An 18,301-nucleotide genomic window follows, 5' to 3' on the forward strand; every position below is an offset into this window, starting at 1 on the left:
GGCGGGCGCCCCGTTGGGCCCCGTCCGCGGGGGGGCCTGCACCCTGACCCGCGGGGGCGGGGGCGGGGGGGGGGCGGGGCCGGGGGGGGCGGCGGGGCGGGGGGGGCGGGCCGCGGGGGGCGGGCGGGATCAGTGGGCCCCGCCCAGTTCCTCGGCCTCGATGCGGCTCTCCTCGCGGGCCTCCTCGATGTGTTCGAGGACCCGCGTCTGCGGCAGCTTCACCCGCAGGGCGAGGAGGTAGACGATCGCGGCGAGCACCAGGTTGACCAGGAAGCCCCAGCCGAGCCCGATCCAGCCGAGGCCGCCGTCGTAGTCGCCGACCCAGCTGATGAGGGCGAGGCCGACGAGCCACGGCATGACCCAGACGGCACCGGCCTTCCAGTCCAGCTTCGGCGCGTTCCCCTTGTCGAGGATCTGGAAGACGGCGAGGAGGACGAAGCCGATACCGATCGTGGCGAACAGCTTCCAGTTGGTGTTCCAGCCGGCCCAGTACACGATCAGGTTCGCGGAGTACAGCGCGAGGAACGGGATGATGTCCCCACCCGGCACCTTGAACGGGCGCGGCTGGTCGGGTATCTGACGGCGCATGGCCGCGAGGACGATCGGGCCCGAACCGAACGAGAGCACCGTGGCCGAGGTGATGAACCCGACCAGCTGCTGCCAGCTCGGGAACGGCAGGAAGACGATCAGACCCATGACGAACGTCACGATCAGGCTGACCAGCGGCGCACCGCGACGGGTGGTCTTGGCGAGCCCCTCCGGCGCGTTCTTGTTGCGCGCCATCGCGTACGAGATGCGGCCGGTGACCGTCGTGTAGATCAGGCCGGTGTCGGCGGGCGAGATCACCGCGTCCGCGTACAGCACGTACGCGAGCCAGCCCAGGCCGATGGCGCTGGAGATGGCGGCCAGCGGGCCGAAGTCGTTGGTGAACGCGAGGTTGAGCCAGCCGTGCGACGACGTCAGGTCGTGCTTCGGCACGGCGCCGATGAACGCGATCTCCAGCAGGACGTAGATGACACCGGTCAGCAGCACGGAGCCGATCACCGCGAAGGGCACGTTGCGCTTGGGGTTGTCGGTCTCACCGGCGAGCTCCACACCCTGGCGGAAGCCGAGGAAGGAGAACGTGATGCCGGCCGTGGAGATGGCGGTGAAGATGCCCTTCGCGCCGCCCGGCGTGAAGCCGCCGTACTCCTTGGCGTTGAAGTTGTGCCCGTGGAACGCCGTGACCAGGAATGCCACGATCACCACCAGGATGACCACCAGCTTCCACCACACCAGAACATTGTTCACCCGCGCGAACCACCGGATGCCGAAGTAGTTCAGTGCGACGAAGAACGCCATGGCGAGGACGGCGATCACATAGCCGAGGCCTGTCAGCGTGTAGGCACCGGTCACCGGATGGAAATCGGTGAAATGCGCCCATTTCGTGGCGTACTGCAAGGCGCCCTCCACCTCGATCGGCGCCACGGTGGCGGCGGCGATCCAGGTGATCCAGCCCATGGTGTAGCTGGCGAAGGAACCGAACGAAAGGTGCGGAAAGCGCACCACACCGCCCGAAACGGGAAACATCGTGCCCAACTCCGCGAAGCAGAGCCCGATGAGGACGATCATGACGGCGGCTATCGCCCACGAGAATATGGACGAGGGTCCCGCGAGTTTGGCGGCGTTGAGCGCGCCGAACAGCCAGCCCGATCCGATGATGGACCCGACGCCGGCGAACAGGAGGCTGACGCGGCCCATGTCCCGGCGCAGCCGCGGTTGTTCCGCACGCCCTTCCGACGGTTTTTCAATCGTGGTCATTCGATCTTCCCTCTGGCTCATGGTCCCGCAAGCAGCTCTCATCCTTAGCACGCCGTGCCGAGTGGAAATCAAGTCTCTGACCTGGGTTTCCTTGATGGGATGGCTCGGTGGGGCGTGGGCGGACCCGTGGGCGGATGTGCCGTTTCGCCCGCGTTTCCGCAGTGAATACGTACGTGCTGGGCTGACTGCTTCCCTCGAACTCGGTCCACAACCTCTCGATTTGGACACGGTCGTGCGACGTGTGCGAACAGATGGCGCTGCCATGTGGCATCAATCTGATCAAAAGGGATCGTGGAGATCCGGCACGGAACGGAGCCCGGGCCGCGCCGCGCGCCCGGCGGAGACCCCGAGCCGCACGCCCGGCGGGGCCCATGTCGCCCCGGAGCCTTGCCGTCCGCCCAGTCGCCGCGCGCCCGCCCGGCCCAGCGGCGCGGCCCGCCCGGAGTGTGGACGCCGACCGGCGCCCGCGCCGCCTGTCGATAGTCTGCTCGGCGTCCGGTGCGGCTCCTGGCCCAGGTCAGGGGCGGCCCAGGCCGCTCCCCGGCCGACGGCCCGCCCGCGTTCCGGGAGCTGTCCCGTACGACGAGAGGCGAGGTGGCACAGCGAATGTTCACGACAAGGCCGACCCTGCAAGGCACCTTCGGCATGGTGGCGTCGACCCATTGGCTCGCCTCCCAGAGCGCGATGGCCGTCCTGGAGGCGGGCGGCAACGCGTACGACGCCGCCGTGGCCGGCGCCTTCGTGCTGCACGTCGTCGAACCGCACCTCAACGGCCCCGGCGGCGAGGTGCCGATCATCCTGGCGCCGGCCTCGGGCCCCGTCCAGGTGCTCTGCGGCCAGGGCGTCGCCCCGGCCGGCGCCACCGTGGAGCACTACCGCTCCCTCGGCCTCGACCTCGTGCCCGGCACGGGCCCGCTCGCCGCCGCCGTGCCCGGCGCCTTCGACGCCTGGATGACGCTTCTGCGCGACCACGGCACCCGGCCGCTCGCCGAGGTCCTGCGATTCGCGATCCACTACGCCGAGGACGGCCACGCCCCCGTCGAGCGGGTCGGTGACACCGTCGAGACCGTACGGGAGCTGTTCGAGACGGAGTGGCCGTCCTCCGCAGAGCTGTACCTGCCGGGCGGCAGGGCCCCGCGCCCCGGCGAGCTGTGGCGCAACCCCGCGCTCGCCGCCACCTGGCGCCGGCTGATCGCCGAGGCCGAGGCGGAGGGCGGCGCCGACAGGACCGCCCAGATCGAGGCCGCCCGCCGGATCTGGCGCGAGGGCTTCGTCGCCGAGGCCCTCGTCGCCCAGGCCGCCCGCCCCACCATGGACACCAGCGGCGAGCGCCACACCGGGACCCTCACCGCCGCCGACCTGGCCGGCTGGTCCGCCGCCTACGAGGAGCCCGCCACCTACGAGTGGGACGGCTGGACGCTGTGCAAGGCGGGCCCCTGGAGCCAGGGCCCCGCCTTCCTCCAGCAGCTCGCGCTGCTGCCGTCCCGCGCGGCCGACCTGCCCGCGTACGGCTCGGCCGACTACGTCCACCGGCTGGTCGAAGGCACCAAGCTCGCGATGGCCGACCGCGAGGCCTGGTACGGCGACGCCGCCGACGTGCCCCTCGGCACCCTGCTGTCCGAGCCGTACAACACCGAGCGCCGCGCCCTCATCGGCGAGCGGGCCTCCCGCGCGCTGCGGCCGGGCCGCCCCGACGGCCGGGCACCGAGGATCAGCGCGCACGCCACCGCCGTCGCCGCCGGGGAGACCGGGCACCTGCCCACGCCCAGGGCCGGGGCCGGCGAGCCTACCGTCGCCAAGGACGGCGGCACCCGGGGCGACACCTGCCACATCGACATCGTCGACCGCTGGGGCAACATGGTCGCCGCGACGCCCAGCGGCGGCTGGCTCCAGTCCAACCCCGTCGTGCCCGGACTCGGCTTCCCGCTCGGCACCCGCCTCCAGATGATGTGGGTCGAGGAGGGACTGCCCAACTCCCTGACGCCCGGCCGCCGTCCGCGCACCACCCTCACCCCGTCCCTCGCGCTGCGCGACGGCGTGCCGGTCCTCGCGTTCGGCACCCCGGGCGGCGACCAGCAGGACCAGTGGCAGCTCCACTTCTTCCTCGCGCTCGCCCTGCGCGGACGGGTGCGCGGCGGATACGACCTCCAGGGCGCCATCGACGCCCCCAACTGGCACACCGACAGCTTCCCCGGCTCCTTCTACCCGCGTGCGATGGTGCCGGGCTCGCTCACCGTCGAGGGCCGCACCGACCCCGGGACCGTCGAGGAACTGCGCCGGCGCGGCCACGACGTGACCGTGGGCGACGACTGGTCGGAGGGCAGGCTGTGCGCCGTCGCCCGCGACCCCGAAACCGGGGTGCTGTCCGCCGCCGCGAACCCGCGCGGCATGCAGGGCTACGCGGTGGGCCGCTGACGTGCCGGGCTTCCGCGTTCCCGCGGGCGCGGCCGTCGAGGCGGTGCTCAGGGCCGCCGCCGCGGCCGAGATCATGCCGCGCTACCGGCAGCTCTCGGCGGCCGACATCACCGAGAAGAGCGGCCCGCACGACCTCGTCACCGTCGCCGACCGGCGCGCGGAGGAGTACCTGGCCCGCGAGCTGACCGCGCTCGTGCCCGGCTCCGTGGTGGTCGGCGAGGAGAGCGTGCACGCCGATCCCGCGGTGTACGAGGAGCTCGGCGGCGACGCGCCCGTATGGATCGTCGACCCCGTCGACGGCACCCGTGTGTTCGTCGCGGGCGAGCCCGGCTTCTGCACCCTCGTCTCGCTCGCCCGCTACGGCGAGGTGCTGGCCTCCTGGACGTACGCACCGGCCACCGACCGGATGGCGGTCGCCGTACGCGGCCGCGGCGCACGCCTGAACGGCGCGGTGCTGCACCCGGGGCCGCCCGAGCCGGGCCGCCCGCTGCGGATCGCCATGTCCCACCCGGGCTTCGCCCCCGCCGCGGGGCAACGCGCCCTGAGCGGCCTCGAAGGCCGCCCCGGCGTGACCCGCGGCAGCGGTTCCGCCGGCCTCGACTACCTCGCCGTCGCCACCGGCGAGCTGGACGCCGTCGTGTACGGCTGGGAGTACGCGTGGGACCACGCGGCCGGGCTGCTCCTGGTGAGCGAGGCGGGCGGCGCGCATCTCACGCTCAGCGGCGAGCCGTACCGCGTCACCGGCGGCAACGCACTGCCGTTCACGGCGGCACGCACCGAGGCGACCGCCCGGCACGTACGACGGACCCTGCTGGGCGCCTGACGGCGCGTGAGCCCGCGCGTCCCTCCATCCGGGCGCCGGTCCGCGCGTGAGCCCGCGCGTCATCCGGGCGCCGGTCCGCGCGTGCGTCTCGGGCCGGCCCCGGGTCCGCCGGCCGTCCGCCCGAGGGCGCCGACCGGCGCCGGATGCCCGCACATCCGCGCGCCTGCGCCGGGGTGTCCGCACATCCGTGCGCGCCCGCGCCCGCACCGGCGCGTCCGCACGCGTGCGCCGAGCCGTACCGCCGCCCCGGGGGCCGGAGCCCCGGAATATCCTGGGGCCTCAGACCGTCGGCTGACGAAGGAGTCCGAAGGTGCCGTCGATGCTCGATGCCGTTGTCGTGGGTGCGGGCCCGAACGGGCTGACCGCCGCAGCCGAGCTGGCCAGGCGCGGGATGTCCGTCGCGGTGTTCGAGGCCGAGGGCACCGTCGGCGGCGGCGCGCGGACCGAGGAGCTGACCCTGCCGGGCTTCCGGCACGACCCCTGCTCCGCGGTGCATCCCCTGGGGGCCGGGTCGCCCGCGTTCAACGCGATGCCTCTGGAGCGGTACGGCCTGACCTGGCTCCATCCCGAACTGCCGATGGCGCATCCCTTCGACGACGGCACGGCCGCGGTGCTCGCGCGCTCGGTCGCGGAGACGGCCGCGTCGCTCGGACCGCGCGACGCGGGCGCGTACCGCCGCCTCGTCGCGCCGTTCCTCGGCCGCTGGGACACGCTCGCGCAGGACTTCCTGACCCTGCCGCCACGCGGGCTGCCCCGCGACACGCTGACGCTCGCGCGCTTCGGCGTCGCCGGGCTGCCGCCGTACGGATGGCTGGTGCGCCGCTTTCGCGACGAGCGGGCCAGAGCGCTGTTCGCCGGGCTCGTCGCGCATGTCATCTCGCCGCTCAACGGCCTTGCCACGGGCGGGATCGGGCTGATGTTCGCGCTCGCCGCGCACGCGGTCGGCTGGCCCGTGGCGCGGGGCGGCTCGCAGGCGATCTCGGACGCGCTCGCCGGATACCTGCGGGCGTGCGGCGGCACCGTCCACACCGGATTCGAGGTCAAGCGCCTCGACGACCTCCCGCCGGCCCGCGCGTATGTCTTCGACACCTCGCCGAGGGCCCTCGCCCGTATCGCGGGGCTCGGCCGCTACTACGACGGGTACCGGTACGGGCCCAGCGTCTTCAAGATCGATTACGCCCTGGACGGGCCCATGCCGTGGACGGCCGAGGCGCCCCGGCGCGCCGGCACCGTGCAGATCGGCCCGACCAGCGCCGAGATGGGCCGCGCCCTGAAGCAGGCGTACTCCGGCACGGCACCCGAGGTCCCGTTCCTGATCACCGCTCAGCCCACCCTCGTCGACCCGACCCGCGCACCCGAGGGCAAACACGTCTTCTGGGCGTACGGGCATGTCCCGCACGGCTGGACGGGCGATCTCACGGACGCGGTGGAACGGCAGCTGGACCGCTTCGCACCCGGCTTCCGCGACCTCGTACTGGCGCGCGCCACGGCGGGCCCGCCGCAACTGGCCCTGCGCAACGCGAACTACGTGGGCGGCGACATCGCGTGCGGCGCAGCCCAGGGCCTCCAGCTGCTGCTGCGCCCGAAGCTCTCACTGTCGCCGTACACCACCCCCCGCCCCTCGGTCTTCCTCTGCTCCTCCGCGACACCGCCGGGGCCCGGTGTGCACGGCATGAGCGGTCACAACGCCGCGAAAGCGGTGTGGCGGAGCCTGCGCAACCGCCCGTAGGACGGTGAACGCACCATGATGACAAGCACATACGACCCGGGAGAGGGATGACGGCCATGGCCGGGGCAGCACTGACACTGGTCGCGGGCAGCATCGTGGAGCAGCAGGTCGACGCCGTCGTCAACGCCGCCAACTCGTCCCTGCTCGGAGGCGGGGGAGTGGACGGCGCTATCCACCGCGCGGGCGGCCCCGAGATCCTCGCGGCCTGCCGCGAGCTGCGCGCCGGGCACTACGGGCGCGGCCTCGCCACCGGCCGGTCCGTCGCGACCACGGCGGGCAGGCTGCCCGCCCGCTGGGTGATCCACACGGTGGGCCCGGTGTACGGCGCCTCCGCCGAGGGCCCCTCGCTCCTGGCGTCCTGCTATCGCGAATCCCTGCGCGTGGCCGATGAGTTGGGCGCACGGACGGTCGCGTTCCCAGCGATCTCGGCCGGTGCGTACGGATGGCCGCCGGAGGACGCGGCCCGTGTCGCCGTCGAGACGGTGCGGGAGGCGGACACCGCTGTCGAAGAGGTCAGGTTCGTACTCTTCGACAAGCGAGTCTATGAGGCGTTCGCGGCGCAGGTCGGTTGATTGCCTGCCGGTGGTGAAGTGTTTCCTTGGTCCTGGTCCCCATTGAAGGTGCCGGCGCGGCACGAGCAGTGTGGGTGCGGCAGGTATGTGATGGTGACATCCAAAGAAGTGGCGCCACCCTGCGGGACCGGCTTCGACGGCGACGGCCACACCTGCCCGACCTGGACCTACGACTACGACACCAGTACGCCCAGTGCCGGCGGGACGCCCAGGGCCGCCGGGACGACCAAGGCCACGGACCCCGAGCAGCACGCGACGACGTACAAACACGACGCCGACGGCCAGGTCACCGTGTCAGAGCAGGCGCTTAGACATCGTTTCAGTTGGTGAGTCTGCGGTAGTCGATGAGGCTGGTGGCTATGGCTGTGAAGGCCAGGAAGCGTTCGGGTTTGCGTTCGTAGCGGCGGTGCAGGCGGCGGCAGCCGCCCAGCCAGGACATGGTGCGTTCGGTGACCCAGCGGTGGCGGCCCAGGCGGGCGGAGCTTTCCTTGCCGCGGCGGGCGATGCGGGGTGTGATGCCACACTCGCGGAGCCATCGCCGCCGGTGGTCGTAGTCGTAGCCCTTGTCGCCGTGCAGCTTGTGCGGCCGGCGCCGTCGCGGCACGTGCGGACTGCGGACGGGTGGTATGCCCTTCACCAGGGGGCTGCGGGGCAAGGCTGTCATGGGTATTCGCCGCAGAGATCCCCCTCGAGATGGGCAGACCCGATCGGTCGACGATGAGGTGGATCTTCGATCCGTTCTTGCCGCGGTCGGTCGGATTCGGTCCTGTCAGCTGCCCCCTTTGAAGGCCCGGACACTGACGGAGTCGATGGCGCAACGCGACCAGTCCAACTCACCGCGAGCGCCGAGTTCGTCGAGGATGACCCGATGCAGCCGGACCCAGAACCGTGCCTTGGACCACTGGGTGAAACGCCGGTAGACGGTGGGCCAGGCCGGCCCGAACACCGGTGGCAGCTGCCGCCAGGAACAGCCGGACGTCGCCACGAACACGATCGCCGTCAACACCTCGCGATCACCGGCTCTCCGTCGACCGTCGCCCTGCGGGCGTATGACCTCCGTCGGAGGCACCACCCGCCGAAACAGCTCCCGCAACTCGTCCGGCACCAACCGCTCAGCAAGACCCTTCGCGCCGCAGCTGGCGTATCAGGGTCTCGATGTAGGCGGAGTACGGTGCGGGGTCGTGCGTGGCCGGCTGGGACGGTCGTCCAGGGCGGCAGCCTTCGGCGGACCCACTTGTGGGCGGTGGCGCGGGAGGCGCCCATTTCGTCTACTTTCGGCTTGGCGACCGCCGAGACCGTGGGGGACGGGCCACCGTCTAACTCGGACCGGTCTCCGCAAGCGGGCGGCTACCGGCGGGCGGCAGCCAACGGCTTCGACCGGAAGCGAGAATTCTGCCTCACATCTACGATCCGTCGCGACGCACAAGGCGGTAGCCGTGCGTGGCGACCTTGCGGCCTGGCTTCCTGGGCCGGTAGTTCGGCGGCACGAATCTCTTTGGCTTACGGAGCCGAGCGCGCCGCGCCGCGTCGACCAGAGCGGCCAGCATAGGAGAATCTCTCCACAGCACGCGCAGTTTGTAGCTGCTGAGTCCGACCGTCTCCACGGCTGTCTCCCAGGAGAGTCCCTTGCTTATCGCCAAAATGATCACACGCACCGTGGCCGGCGTTCTCACGCTGCTGCGATCGACTCCGTGTGCCGTGGCCAACGCGGAAGCGGCCTCGACCGCGGAGGCGAAGACCTGGTCGTCCTTCAGCCACGTCCGCAGCAGATGCTCGGGCACACCCGCCCACACGGCCGCCGCACGTGCCCCGAGGCCCTGCGCCGTGGCCTGGAGGACGTCGGACATATGCGACAGACGCTCGTCCCGCTGGCTCGGCAGAGCGCCGAACGAGAGTTGGAGCGTCCGTACCACCTCTTCGCGATCGACCAGCCAGCCCACCACCTGTTCGGCCTGGGGCGTGGCCTCCTTGATCGAATCGGCACTCGGCCTTTGAGTGTTGTACATCATCCGCCTTCCCGGGCGGGTCCTGATTGCGCGTCGGCAGTCAGCAGCAACATGGAACTGCGGAGCCGTGAAGGGCCCCGCACCCCGTCGCCGCCGCGCGAACCGTTCGCGATCCGGTGTGGGGATTCGACAAAAGGGATTCCGAACATGCTCGCCCCCGGCTGACCTCGCATTCTCCTGCCCGTAGCGTGTCGAGACGTTGCCGTCGCCATGATGGAGTCTACGTTAATGTAGACGATGAGGGAAGCCTTCCCTTATTTCATGGCAGTCCAATGGGTCATTCCGCCGAAACCCTTGCGCCGCCTTGGCTGTACGAGACTCCTCCGGCAGAACCTCCGTGGCGAAACCTCCTGTCGCAGGCCTCCCGTTGGGCCCTGAATCCGTCGTGCCACCTACTCCCGCCGCTGCACGGCCCGGAGCTGACCGGAAGTGGGCCGCGGCTCTGAGGCAATGCCGCCGCTTCCGGGGATGCGGTGGAAGCCGCAGAAGGCCATCACCGGGATGCGATGGCGGACGTTTCGAAACACTCGGTGAAGCCGGGGTCAGGATCGCACATCGCGGAACAAGGCGGTCCGGGCTCACACCAGACCGAGGTCACACTCCCCACTCCTCTGCACTGATATACGCAAGGAGCAGAGCAACGACCCGGACGGCAACGCGGGGAAGCTACGCTCACGCCTTCTGGCGCCACAGCAGCCACATCAGGTACAGCCCTCCGAGAGCCCCCGTCACGAGCCCCACCGGGATCTGGAACGGCTCCAGCAGGCGCTGGGCCAGAAAGTCGGCCGCACACAGCAGCAGAGCCCCGGTCAGAGCCGCCGTGGCCACGGGAATCCCGGGCACGCGTCCGGCCCGGCGGGCCAACTGCGGGGCTGCCAGCGCGAGAAACCCGATCGGCCCGGTGACCGCGATGGCTGTGCCTGTCAGCGCCACGCCCACCGTCAGCGCCGCCAGGCGGACACGCTCGACTCGGATGCCGAGGCTCGCTGCCGCGTCGTCGCCCATCTCCATCATCCGCAGGGGACGAGCAATCAGGACGGTGAGACCGAACAGCAGGGGGAAGGAGACGGCTGCGGGCCTCACCTGATCCCAGGTGATGGCGTTCAGGCTCCCGAATGTCCACGTCTTGGCGCTCTCTGCCGCCTCCACGTCGGCCTGGATGATGAGGTAGTCGTTGAGCGATGCGAGCATCGCCCCCACGGCTATACCGGTGATGACCAGCCTGTTGCCGCCGGCGGCGCCCCGCGCGCTGGAGACGACTTGGACGAGAGCGGCGGTCGCGAGTCCGCCGAGCACCGCGCCGCCGCCCACTCCCAGCGCCGCGTTTCCCCCCGCCACGAGGAGAATGGTCAGAGCGCCCGTCGTCGACCCCGTGGTGAAGCCGATGATGTCGGGGCTGCCGAGCGGATTGCGTGACAGCGTCTGGAAGAGAGAACCCGCCAGCCCGAGCGACGCGCCGACCAGCAGGGCCGCACACAGACGTGCCATGCGCTGGTCGATCACGATGAAGTGCTCGGTGGTATTTCCGCCACCTCCCAGCACGTCCAGCACCCGGGCCACACTGATGTGATACGTCCCGGTGAAGAGGCCGAAACCGCTGACCAGCAGGCACGCGAGAGCCATGATCGCCCCCGCCCAGAGAGCACGGCGGGCCAGTCGCACGGAGCCGCCCAGGAAAAGACGCAGATCCACATGGGCGTTTCGGGACCCCTTGCGGGACTTCACGCTCGCCTCCTGTTGACAAGCCATATGAGGACCGGCGCACCGAAGAAGGCGGTCACGATGCCCGCCTCGATCTCGTCCGGCCTCGCTGCGACTCGTCCCACGATGTCGCTGACAAGGACGAGAGCCGCGCCGGCCGGGACGGCGTAAGCGAGAAGCCATCGCACGTCGGGCCCTAGCATCATGCGCAGGGCGTGGGGAACGACCAGTCCGACGAACGCGATCGGCCCGGCCGCCGCGGTGGCCGCCCCGCACAGCAGGATGACCGAGACCAGGCCGACGGCGCGGACCGCGCCCGTCCGCAGCCCCAGCGCCGCTCCCTGTTCCTCCCCCAGGGCAAGGGCGTTGAGCGCGGGGCCGAGCGGCAGGGCGAGGGCGATTCCCAGCGTCACGAACGGGACCGCCGCGAGCAGGGCGGACGCACCCCTGTCCTCCAACGCGCCGACCACCCAGAACCTGTAGGAGTCGAAGGCGTCCGTGTCGAACATCGTGAGGATGCCGGTGACCGCTCCCAGAGTGGCGGACGCGGCGGCGCCGGCCAGGACCAGCCTTGTGTGCTGACCCGCAGACGTGTTCCGGCGTGTGAGTCCGTGGACGGCGAGTGCGGCGAGCACGGAGCCGGCGAAGGCGAACCACACGTAACCGGATGTGTTCCGCACCCCGAAGACCGAAATGGCCATTACCACGGCGAAGGACGCGCCGGCGTTGACACCGGCGAGTCCAGGTTCCGCCAGCGGGTTGCGAGTCAAGGACTGCATCACCACCCCGGCCACGCCCAACGCCGCGCCCACGACGCAACCCAGGGCTGTACGGGGCATGCGAAGCTGCCAGACGATGACCGTCTCCGCCGCGCTGCCATGTCCAGTGAGCGCTTGCCACACACCGTCAAGAGGGATGGTGCGCGAACCCACCGCCAGGCTGACCATCAGCAGCAAGGCCACTACCACCACACAGGCGAACCACCCCAACGTCCGCCTGGTGTTGCGTGCCCGGCGGGCGTCGCCGAGCGCAGGCGCCGGGGGGCTCGGTGTCCGAGCCTGCTCCGGCTCCGAGGGGGTTCTCACAAGTTGTGTTCTTTCAGAGGTGTGCGGGACGTCTCGGGTGCGGTGTGATGCAAGCCACCAGGTTCAAGAAGGAGGTGCATCACTTAGGTAAGCCTAAGCTATCTCCTATGACAAGATTCAACCACCGGTGGACCCTGCGAGGCATCTCCGCCGTGTCCCTGGGCGCCCTACTCTCGCTCGTTGGGTGCTCCAGCGAAACACCGGCCGGCAAAGCCACAAGCGCGCCCGTTACTTCGGCGGTCGTTCACACCGCCCCTCGCGCTGTTCCGGCGGGTATGGGCAGCGGGGCACGCGACGGTGTGTTCCCTCGTACGGTCAAGCATTTCGAAGGACCAACTGTTCTCAAAGCAGCCCCCAAGAGGGTCGTCGTCATATCCACCGGCGAGGCGGACGCGCTCCTGACGCTCGGCATCGTCCCAGCGGGCTCCACCCGCGGCGACGGCGCCGACCTCATCCCCGCCTACCTCAAGCGGGACTTCCCCCAGGACGCCAAGCAGCTCGCGTCGGTCGCCGATGTGGGTTCCCGCTTCGCGCCGAGCCTTGAAGCCATCGCGAACATCAAACCCGACCTGATCCTCATGAACACCGCGGGCAAGGACGCCAAGTCGCTCTACACATCGCTGAGCGCACTGGCCCCAACCGTCGCGACGCAGGGGACGGGTCTGTACTGGAAGCAGGACTTCCTGCTTCTCGCGGACGCGGTGGGAAAGACCCAACAGGCCCAGCGGTTCCTGGACTCCTTCCATGCCGACGCTGCGGCATTGGGCAAGCAGCTCGGCAAGCCCGCCACGGTCTCGTTCCTGAGGAAGAACGGCAGCAAACTCCGCGTCTTCGGAGTGCCCTCCTTCACCGGAAGCATCGCCGAGGACGCGGGCCTGGAGCGGCCCGAGAGCCAGCAGTTCGACAAGACATCCGAAAACATCAGCAGCGAACAGCTGGATCGCGCGGATGCCGACTGGCTGTTCTACGGGGTGCAGGGCGGGAGTGCCAAGGCGTCCCCGCTCCTCAACGCACCTCTTTGGCCCACTCTTCAGGCGGTGTCGAAGAAGACGGCGGTAGCCGTCGACGACGACGTGTTCTACCTCAACACCGGCCCGACGGCAGCCCGTGACGTGCTCTCCGTCCTCAAGGAGCACCTCGGGAAGTGAACCCTCCGTCCGTGCCGCTGAGTCGACACTCGGCGGCACGGACCAGGGGCACGAACCTCGCAGACGAAGGCTACGCGGGCAGGAGGCCGGCGGCGGGGCCGCTGTCAATGATGCGGCCGGTATCGAGTAGGTGGACGGTGTCCGTGTACCGGGCGACCAAGTGGTGCTCGTGGGACACCACGACCAGGGTCATCCGGTGCTCAACACGCAGCCGGGCGAGGAGGTCCATGATTTCGACAGCGGTCTCGGCGTCGAGCGCCGAGGTCACCTCATCGCAGAGCAGCATGTCGGGGTCGGCGGCGAGCGCACGCGCAATGGAGACGCGCTGGCGCTGTCCGCCGGAGAGTTCGCCCGGGTACCGGTGGGCGCAGTCGGGATGGAGATCGACCTGCGTCAAGAGCTCGGACACACGATCGGGCCGCACACTCCTGGGCAGGTCCGCATACAGGCGCAGTGGGCGGCCCAGCTGCTGTCCGACGGTGTGGCGGGGGTTGAGCGCGGCCTGGGGGTTCTGCGGTACGAGTTGGATGCGGCGCTGCTGTTCCCGCATGCGGCGCTGGACACGTGTGGCGAGTGGGCGGCCGTCCAGACTGAGGACTCCGGTGTGAGCGGGGTGGAGCCCGGCCAGGACGCGCAGCAGAGTGGTCTTGCCCGACCCCGAAGGCCCGACGACGGCCGAGGATGAACCGGGAGCCGCGGTGAAGTCGACATCGCTGAGCACTTGGCGCCGCAGGCTGCCGTCGCGGAAGAACGCATCAATCCTCCGGGCAGCGACGCCGTCGCCGGAGCCATCGGTCCTCCGGCCGGCCGTCGCGGGCCTGTGGCCGACCGTCTGGGTACGCGGCGCGGAAGGGGTCTTCGTGGCGAGCTGGACGGTGTGTTCTGCGAAGTTCCGGACAAGATGCGGGTCGTGGGTCGCGACGACGACCGCGAGATGGTGATCAGTCGCGAGGTGCCGGAGCAACTGGACGATCTCGTCGCGCACTTCGGCGTCGAGCCCGGCGGTGGGTTCGTCCACCAGGAGAACCCGCGGACGGCGTGCCAGAGCGCGCGCTAGCGCTACCCGCCGTTGCTGGCCGCCGGACAGGGTGGTTGGCCTGCGGTCGGCGATACCCGTGTTCACGGGTAGGCGACACTGGGCCAGCACATCGAGCATCCGTTCTTCGGTCCGGTCGGTGGCGAGTTCGGCGACCAGCCGGCGCACAGTCATACGGGGGTTGAGGGCGGAACCGGGATCCTGGCCGACGTAGGCCACGGCACTGCGGCGCAGGGCCCGCAGCTCGTCGACCGACAGCAGGTGGGGGGTCTTCCCGAGCACGTCCACGGAGCCCGTCACAAGGGCGCCGGGAGGGAGATGCCCCAGGAAGGCGCGCAGCAGGGTGGTCTTGCCCGAGCCGGACGCTCCCGTGAGGGCGGTGACCTGTCCGGCGTGGATCCGGGCGCTCGTCGCAGGGAGCAGGATCGGCCCTTCGGGCAGACGGACTTCGAGATCGGTGGCAGTGATCAGAGGTGGCTGTGGCGAGCCGCCGGGGGCGGGGAACGCGGGGTGGGTACGGACGATGTCGCTCACGAGCGGGTCACCGCCTTCGCTGTGGTGTCGGGTGCCAGGGAGAGTGTGATCAGGTTGACGGTGATGGCCAGCAGAGCGATCGCCAAGCTGGGGGCGATGACGGCCCAGGGGTTGAGGAGGATGCCGGAGGCGTTCTCGCGGACCATCAGCGACCAGTCGGACGCGGGCGGCTGGGGGCCGATCTGCAGAAAACCGGCCATGGAGATGACGTAGACGGCTTCGACGAACCGGAGGCCGAAGAGGGTGAGCGTGGTGGCACGCAGATTGGGCAGGATCTCACGCAGGGCGATGTAGGCGGTGGATTCTCCTCGCCCCTGAGCGGCTTCCACGTAGCCCGCGGCGACAAGGGGGGACGCCGCAGCGGCCACGATCCGGACGGCGTAGGGCACGCCGAGGACGGTGGCAGCGGCGATCACGGCCCAACGGCCGCCGCGCGGCCAGGCGAGAGCGATGAGCATGATGCCCAGCAGGGGCGGCAGGAGTATCGCGACGTCCGCGCTGCGCTCCACCACCCGGCCGAGCGCGGGCCGCAGCACCGCGAAGCAACCGAGCAGTACGGCGATCGTGGTGGTGATTACCGTGACCAGGAGTGCGCCGGCGATGAGCAGGGCACCGCCGTGCAGGACACGGCTAAGCACGTCGCGTCCCAGTTGGTCACCGCCCAACGGCATACCGCCGCCCGGGGCGGCGAACGGCACACCGACAGGGTCGTCGGGGGCGTGCGGAGCGACGAGCGGGCCGGCAAGTGCGAACAGCAGGAGCAGGACTACCACGACCACACGTGCGACGGCCTTGGGCCGGAGGGAGATCCTGCGTGCGGACAGCGGCGAAACGGCGGTCATGCGCGGGCTCCGAGGGTCGCGTGGCGGATGAGGTCGGCGACCAGCAGGACAAGGCTGACGACGGCACCGGCGCACATGACGACTCCGGCGATCAGCGGGGTGTCGCGCGCCGCGACCGCTCCGGCGAGGACGGTCCCGATGCCGGGGTAGTTGAACAGGGCCTCCACGACGACGGCTCCGCCGAACAGCAGACCGGTGGAGGTGGCGATACCGGTGGCGATGGCGGGGACGGCGCCGGGCAGTTGGTGCCACAGCAGGATTCTGTACGGGGGCAAACCGTCGAGGTGCGCCGACTCGACGTGGGGAGTGGACGCCTGGTCGGCCAGTGCGCCGCGGACGACGCGGGCGTTCCAGCCTGTCTGTGGCACGACCAGGGAGAGGACCGGCATGATCAGCATGGTCCAGGACGCCGGTCTGCCGTCGCCGCCGGTCACCGTGACCGCGGGCAGCCAGCCCGTCCACAGGGACAGCACCAGGAGCAGCAGGGCGGAGACCACGAACTCCGGCACCGCGAACGCTGCGACCGAGGTGTGGGAGATCACGCGGTCGGCCAGGCGGCCGGGCCGTGCCGCGGTCCAGCACCCCAGCAGCAGGGCAAGGACCACTGTGATGGCGAACGCACTCGCCGCGAGGACGAGGGTGTTGGGCAGAGGGTCCGCGAGCAGGTCGGTGACCTTCTGTCCGCGGGCCGACGTGCCGAGGTTCCCGGTGGGCAGCCCGGTCATCCAGTCGAGGAAGCGCCGCCACACCGGTCGGTCGAGTCCCAGCAGGTGACGGCGTGCGGCGAGGTCGGCCGCGCTCGCTCCGCGGTCGGACGTGGCGCTGGCCGCGTCTCCGGGCAGCAGTTCGACCGCGGCGAACACCAACGCGAGCAGCGTGACCAGCATCAGCACACGGCGTGCCGTGAGACTCGCAACGCGCACAGCGATGCGGGCGGCTCGGCGCGGTCCGGTGGCCACCACCTCCGGTCCAGGAGCGACCACCGGGCCGGAATCGGCCGTCCTGCTCAACTCAGCCACACGTCTTCGAGCTGGACCCTGCCGTAGCCGGGCAGCCTGGGCAGGTTGCGCACCTTCGCCGCGGCCAGGTCGATGCCGTCGGCCATGCCCCACAGCAGGTAGCCGGAGCGGTCGTGTTCGATCTGCTGGAGTTCCTTGAGAGCGACCGCGCGCTTCGTCGGGTCCGCCGTGCTGATGACCTTCCGGTAGGCGGCGTCGAACCCCGCGTCGTCCCAGCCCGTCTCGTTCTGGCCCGCCTCGCTGACCATCGTCTTGGAGGCGAAGAAGACGACGGAGTCGTTGGTGCCCCAGTAGGTCGTGTAGAAGTCGCCGGTCTTCCACGTCTTCTGCCAGAAGGCACCAGACTCCTGCTTGACGACCTTGACCTTGACACCGGCCTCTCGTGCCTGGTTGGCGAACAGCGTCGCGGAGTCGGCGAGCCCGGAGATGTCCTCGGTGGTGACCAGTTCGTAGGTTTTCGACAGGTCGAAGCCTGCGTCCTTCAACAGCTTTCCGGCCCTGGGCAGGTCGCGCCCGCGCTGGGCAATGTCCTTGGCGTAGTCGGGATCGCCGGTGCCCAGGATGTCGTTGGCGACGGTGCCGTACCCGGAGAGGACCTGCTTGACCATGGCCTCGCGGTCCACGATCAGTCGCATGGCCTCACGGACCCGCTCGTCGGCGAAGGGACTGCCCTTGGCCGTGCGCATCACGATCGGCATCGCCATGTCGTTCGGGCGGCGCAGCACCTGGATGTCCTTGCGTGGCTCCGCCGTGCGCGCCGCGACCGCGCCGGCGTTGGAAGCGAGGTCGATCTGCCCGACGAGCAGCGCGTTCGCCATCGCCTGTGGGGTCTCGAACATCGTGACCTCGATCGCGTCGAGGTGCACGGTCCCTCCGTACCACATGTCGTTGCGCACCAGGCGGGCGTTCCCGTCGCGGAACCAGTCCAGCTTGAACGGGCCGGTGCCTGGCGCCTTGGCTATCTGGGAGCTCGGGGTGTCCTTCTTCAGGACGAACGTGGTGAAACGTGTCAGGAGCGGGAAATCCGCGTTGGCGTAGTCGGAGACGACCACGACCGTGTCCTCGCCATCGGCCCTGATGTTCTTCGCCTGGATGCCGGGGAGGCGAGCTTCGCCGGAGGGCGTGTTGCGCAGCCGTTTCAGGGACCACACGACGTCGTCGGCCGTTACCGGGGTGCCGTCGTGGAACACTGCACCCTTGGCGATCTTGAACCTCCAGGTCCGCAGATCCGTGGACGACGTCCACGAGGCGGCGAGACGTGGGGCGGTGTTGGTGGCAGCTCCGGGAACGGTGAGCGTGTCGAAGACCAGGGCGATGATGAGGTAGTCGCTCTCGTTGGCCTGGGTGCCGTGAGGGTCCCGGGTGATGGCGCTGGCGTGCCCCAACGCTCCGACGCGCAAGGTGCCACCAGAGCGGGGCGTCTCGGTGGGCGCACCGGAGGCCGCGGTGTCATCGGAGCCCCCGCCACTGCCGCCGCAGCCCGCGAGGAGACCGGCCGCGCCGATGGCGCCGCCGGCCCACAACAGCTGTCGTCTCGTGACATCCACGTCTGTCCTCGTCTCGGGTGAGCACTGCACGTTTCTTAGGGTCA

14 protein-coding genes and 1 pseudogene are annotated in these 18,301 nt (G+C 70.4%); 6 read left to right on the plus strand and 9 right to left on the minus strand.

What is annotated here, in order from left to right; translation table 11 throughout:
* Nucleotides 1-129: 129 nt before the first annotated feature.
* A complete protein-coding gene (locus tag LCE31_RS13610) occupies nucleotides 130-1,800 on the minus strand; it encodes an APC family permease (protein ID WP_225014487.1) in 1,671 nt (556 codons plus the stop codon).
* 606 nt (nucleotides 1,801-2,406) lie between these two features.
* On the opposite strand from LCE31_RS13610, the gene LCE31_RS13615 reads away from it, so the two are divergent.
* From LCE31_RS13615 to LCE31_RS13635, 5 genes are all read left to right on the plus strand, one after another.
* On the plus strand, nucleotides 2,407-4,215 hold the full coding sequence (locus LCE31_RS13615; RefSeq protein WP_225014488.1) for a gamma-glutamyltransferase family protein: 1,809 nt from the start codon (nucleotides 2,407-2,409) through the stop codon (nucleotides 4,213-4,215).
* 1 nt (nucleotide 4,216) lies between these two features.
* Nucleotides 4,217-5,038: an inositol monophosphatase family protein gene (locus LCE31_RS13620; RefSeq protein ID WP_225014489.1), complete on the plus strand. Its 822-nt coding sequence runs from the start codon at nucleotides 4,217-4,219 to the stop codon at nucleotides 5,036-5,038.
* A 310-nt stretch (nucleotides 5,039-5,348) separates the two neighbouring features.
* Nucleotides 5,349-6,767 carry a phytoene desaturase family protein gene (locus LCE31_RS13625; RefSeq protein ID WP_225014490.1) on the plus strand — a complete coding sequence of 473 codons (1,419 nt, stop codon included), beginning with the start codon at nucleotides 5,349-5,351 and terminating at the stop codon, nucleotides 6,765-6,767.
* Nucleotides 6,768-6,814: 47 nt separating this feature from the next.
* On the plus strand, nucleotides 6,815-7,339 hold the full coding sequence (locus LCE31_RS13630) for an O-acetyl-ADP-ribose deacetylase (protein WP_225014491.1): 525 nt from the start codon (nucleotides 6,815-6,817) through the stop codon (nucleotides 7,337-7,339).
* A gap of 90 nt (nucleotides 7,340-7,429) precedes the next feature.
* The gene (locus LCE31_RS13635) at nucleotides 7,430-7,669 is read left to right on the plus strand and encodes a hypothetical protein (protein ID WP_225014510.1); all 240 of its coding nucleotides are present in this window, start codon (nucleotides 7,430-7,432) and stop codon (nucleotides 7,667-7,669) included.
* Here the strand turns inward: LCE31_RS13635 and LCE31_RS13640 are convergent.
* From LCE31_RS13640 to LCE31_RS13655, 4 genes and pseudogenes are all read right to left on the minus strand, one after another.
* Nucleotides 7,659-8,447 (minus strand): annotated as a pseudogene (locus LCE31_RS13640) (IS5 family transposase). The gene LCE31_RS13635 and the pseudogene LCE31_RS13640 sit on opposite strands and share 11 nt — an antisense overlap.
* 295 nt (nucleotides 8,448-8,742) lie before the next feature.
* Nucleotides 8,743-9,348 (minus strand): hypothetical protein, encoded by a 606-nt coding sequence (locus tag LCE31_RS13645; RefSeq protein WP_225014492.1) that lies wholly within the window; start codon nucleotides 9,346-9,348, stop codon nucleotides 8,743-8,745.
* A gap of 669 nt (nucleotides 9,349-10,017) precedes the next feature.
* Nucleotides 10,018-11,070 carry a FecCD family ABC transporter permease gene (locus tag LCE31_RS13650; protein ID WP_225014493.1) on the minus strand — a complete coding sequence of 351 codons (1,053 nt, stop codon included), beginning with the start codon at nucleotides 11,068-11,070 and terminating at the stop codon, nucleotides 10,018-10,020.
* The gene (locus LCE31_RS13655; RefSeq protein WP_225014494.1) at nucleotides 11,067-12,017 is read right to left on the minus strand and encodes a FecCD family ABC transporter permease; all 951 of its coding nucleotides are present in this window, start codon (nucleotides 12,015-12,017) and stop codon (nucleotides 11,067-11,069) included. The genes LCE31_RS13650 and LCE31_RS13655 overlap by 4 nt, the downstream gene beginning before the upstream one ends.
* A 389-nt stretch (nucleotides 12,018-12,406) precedes the next feature.
* Between LCE31_RS13655 and LCE31_RS13660 the strand changes: the two genes are divergently transcribed.
* Complete coding sequence (locus LCE31_RS13660) at nucleotides 12,407-13,279, plus strand: ABC transporter substrate-binding protein (RefSeq protein WP_225014495.1); 873 nt, start codon at nucleotides 12,407-12,409, stop codon at nucleotides 13,277-13,279.
* A 70-nt stretch (nucleotides 13,280-13,349) separates the two neighbouring features.
* On the opposite strand, the gene LCE31_RS13665 is transcribed toward LCE31_RS13660, so the two are convergent.
* From LCE31_RS13665 to LCE31_RS13680, 4 genes are all read right to left on the minus strand, one after another.
* Complete coding sequence (locus LCE31_RS13665; protein ID WP_225014496.1) at nucleotides 13,350-14,849, minus strand: ABC transporter ATP-binding protein; 1,500 nt, start codon at nucleotides 14,847-14,849, stop codon at nucleotides 13,350-13,352.
* A complete protein-coding gene (locus tag LCE31_RS13670; protein ID WP_225014497.1) occupies nucleotides 14,846-15,691 on the minus strand; it encodes an ABC transporter permease in 846 nt (281 codons plus the stop codon). Before LCE31_RS13670 ends, LCE31_RS13665 begins: the two co-directional genes overlap by 4 nt.
* Nucleotides 15,688-16,578, minus strand: coding sequence for an ABC transporter permease (locus LCE31_RS13675; protein ID WP_225014509.1), 891 nt, complete (start codon nucleotides 16,576-16,578; stop codon nucleotides 15,688-15,690). The genes LCE31_RS13670 and LCE31_RS13675 overlap by 4 nt, the downstream gene beginning before the upstream one ends.
* A 119-nt stretch (nucleotides 16,579-16,697) precedes the next feature.
* Nucleotides 16,698-18,257 (minus strand): ABC transporter substrate-binding protein, encoded by a 1,560-nt coding sequence (locus LCE31_RS13680; protein WP_225014498.1) that lies wholly within the window; start codon nucleotides 18,255-18,257, stop codon nucleotides 16,698-16,700.
* Nucleotides 18,258-18,301 lie beyond the last annotated feature (44 nt).

It is taken from the genome of Streptomyces sp. 8L (assembly GCF_020176795.1).
Lineage (GTDB): Bacteria > Actinomycetota > Actinomycetes > Streptomycetales > Streptomycetaceae > Streptomyces.

Bases quoted from the DNA above. Each gene is read 5' to 3' on its own strand.
- LCE31_RS13675 (WP_225014509.1), bottom strand. From the start codon at position 16,578: ATGCTGGTCACGCTGCTCGCGTTGGTGTTCGCCGCGGTCGAACTGCTG.
- LCE31_RS13645 (WP_225014492.1), bottom strand. From the start codon at position 9,348: ATGATGTACAACACTCAAAGGCCGAGTGCCGATTCGATCAAGGAGGCC.
- LCE31_RS13635 (WP_225014510.1), top strand. From the start codon at position 7,430: ATGGTGACATCCAAAGAAGTGGCGCCACCCTGCGGGACCGGCTTCGAC.
- LCE31_RS13670 (WP_225014497.1), bottom strand. From the start codon at position 15,691: ATGACCGCCGTTTCGCCGCTGTCCGCACGCAGGATCTCCCTCCGGCCC.
- LCE31_RS13660 (WP_225014495.1), top strand. From the start codon at position 12,407: ATGGGCAGCGGGGCACGCGACGGTGTGTTCCCTCGTACGGTCAAGCAT.
- LCE31_RS13610 (WP_225014487.1), bottom strand. From the start codon at position 1,800: ATGACCACGATTGAAAAACCGTCGGAAGGGCGTGCGGAACAACCGCGG.
- LCE31_RS13615 (WP_225014488.1), top strand. From the start codon at position 2,407: ATGTTCACGACAAGGCCGACCCTGCAAGGCACCTTCGGCATGGTGGCG.
- LCE31_RS13630 (WP_225014491.1), top strand. From the start codon at position 6,815: ATGACGGCCATGGCCGGGGCAGCACTGACACTGGTCGCGGGCAGCATC.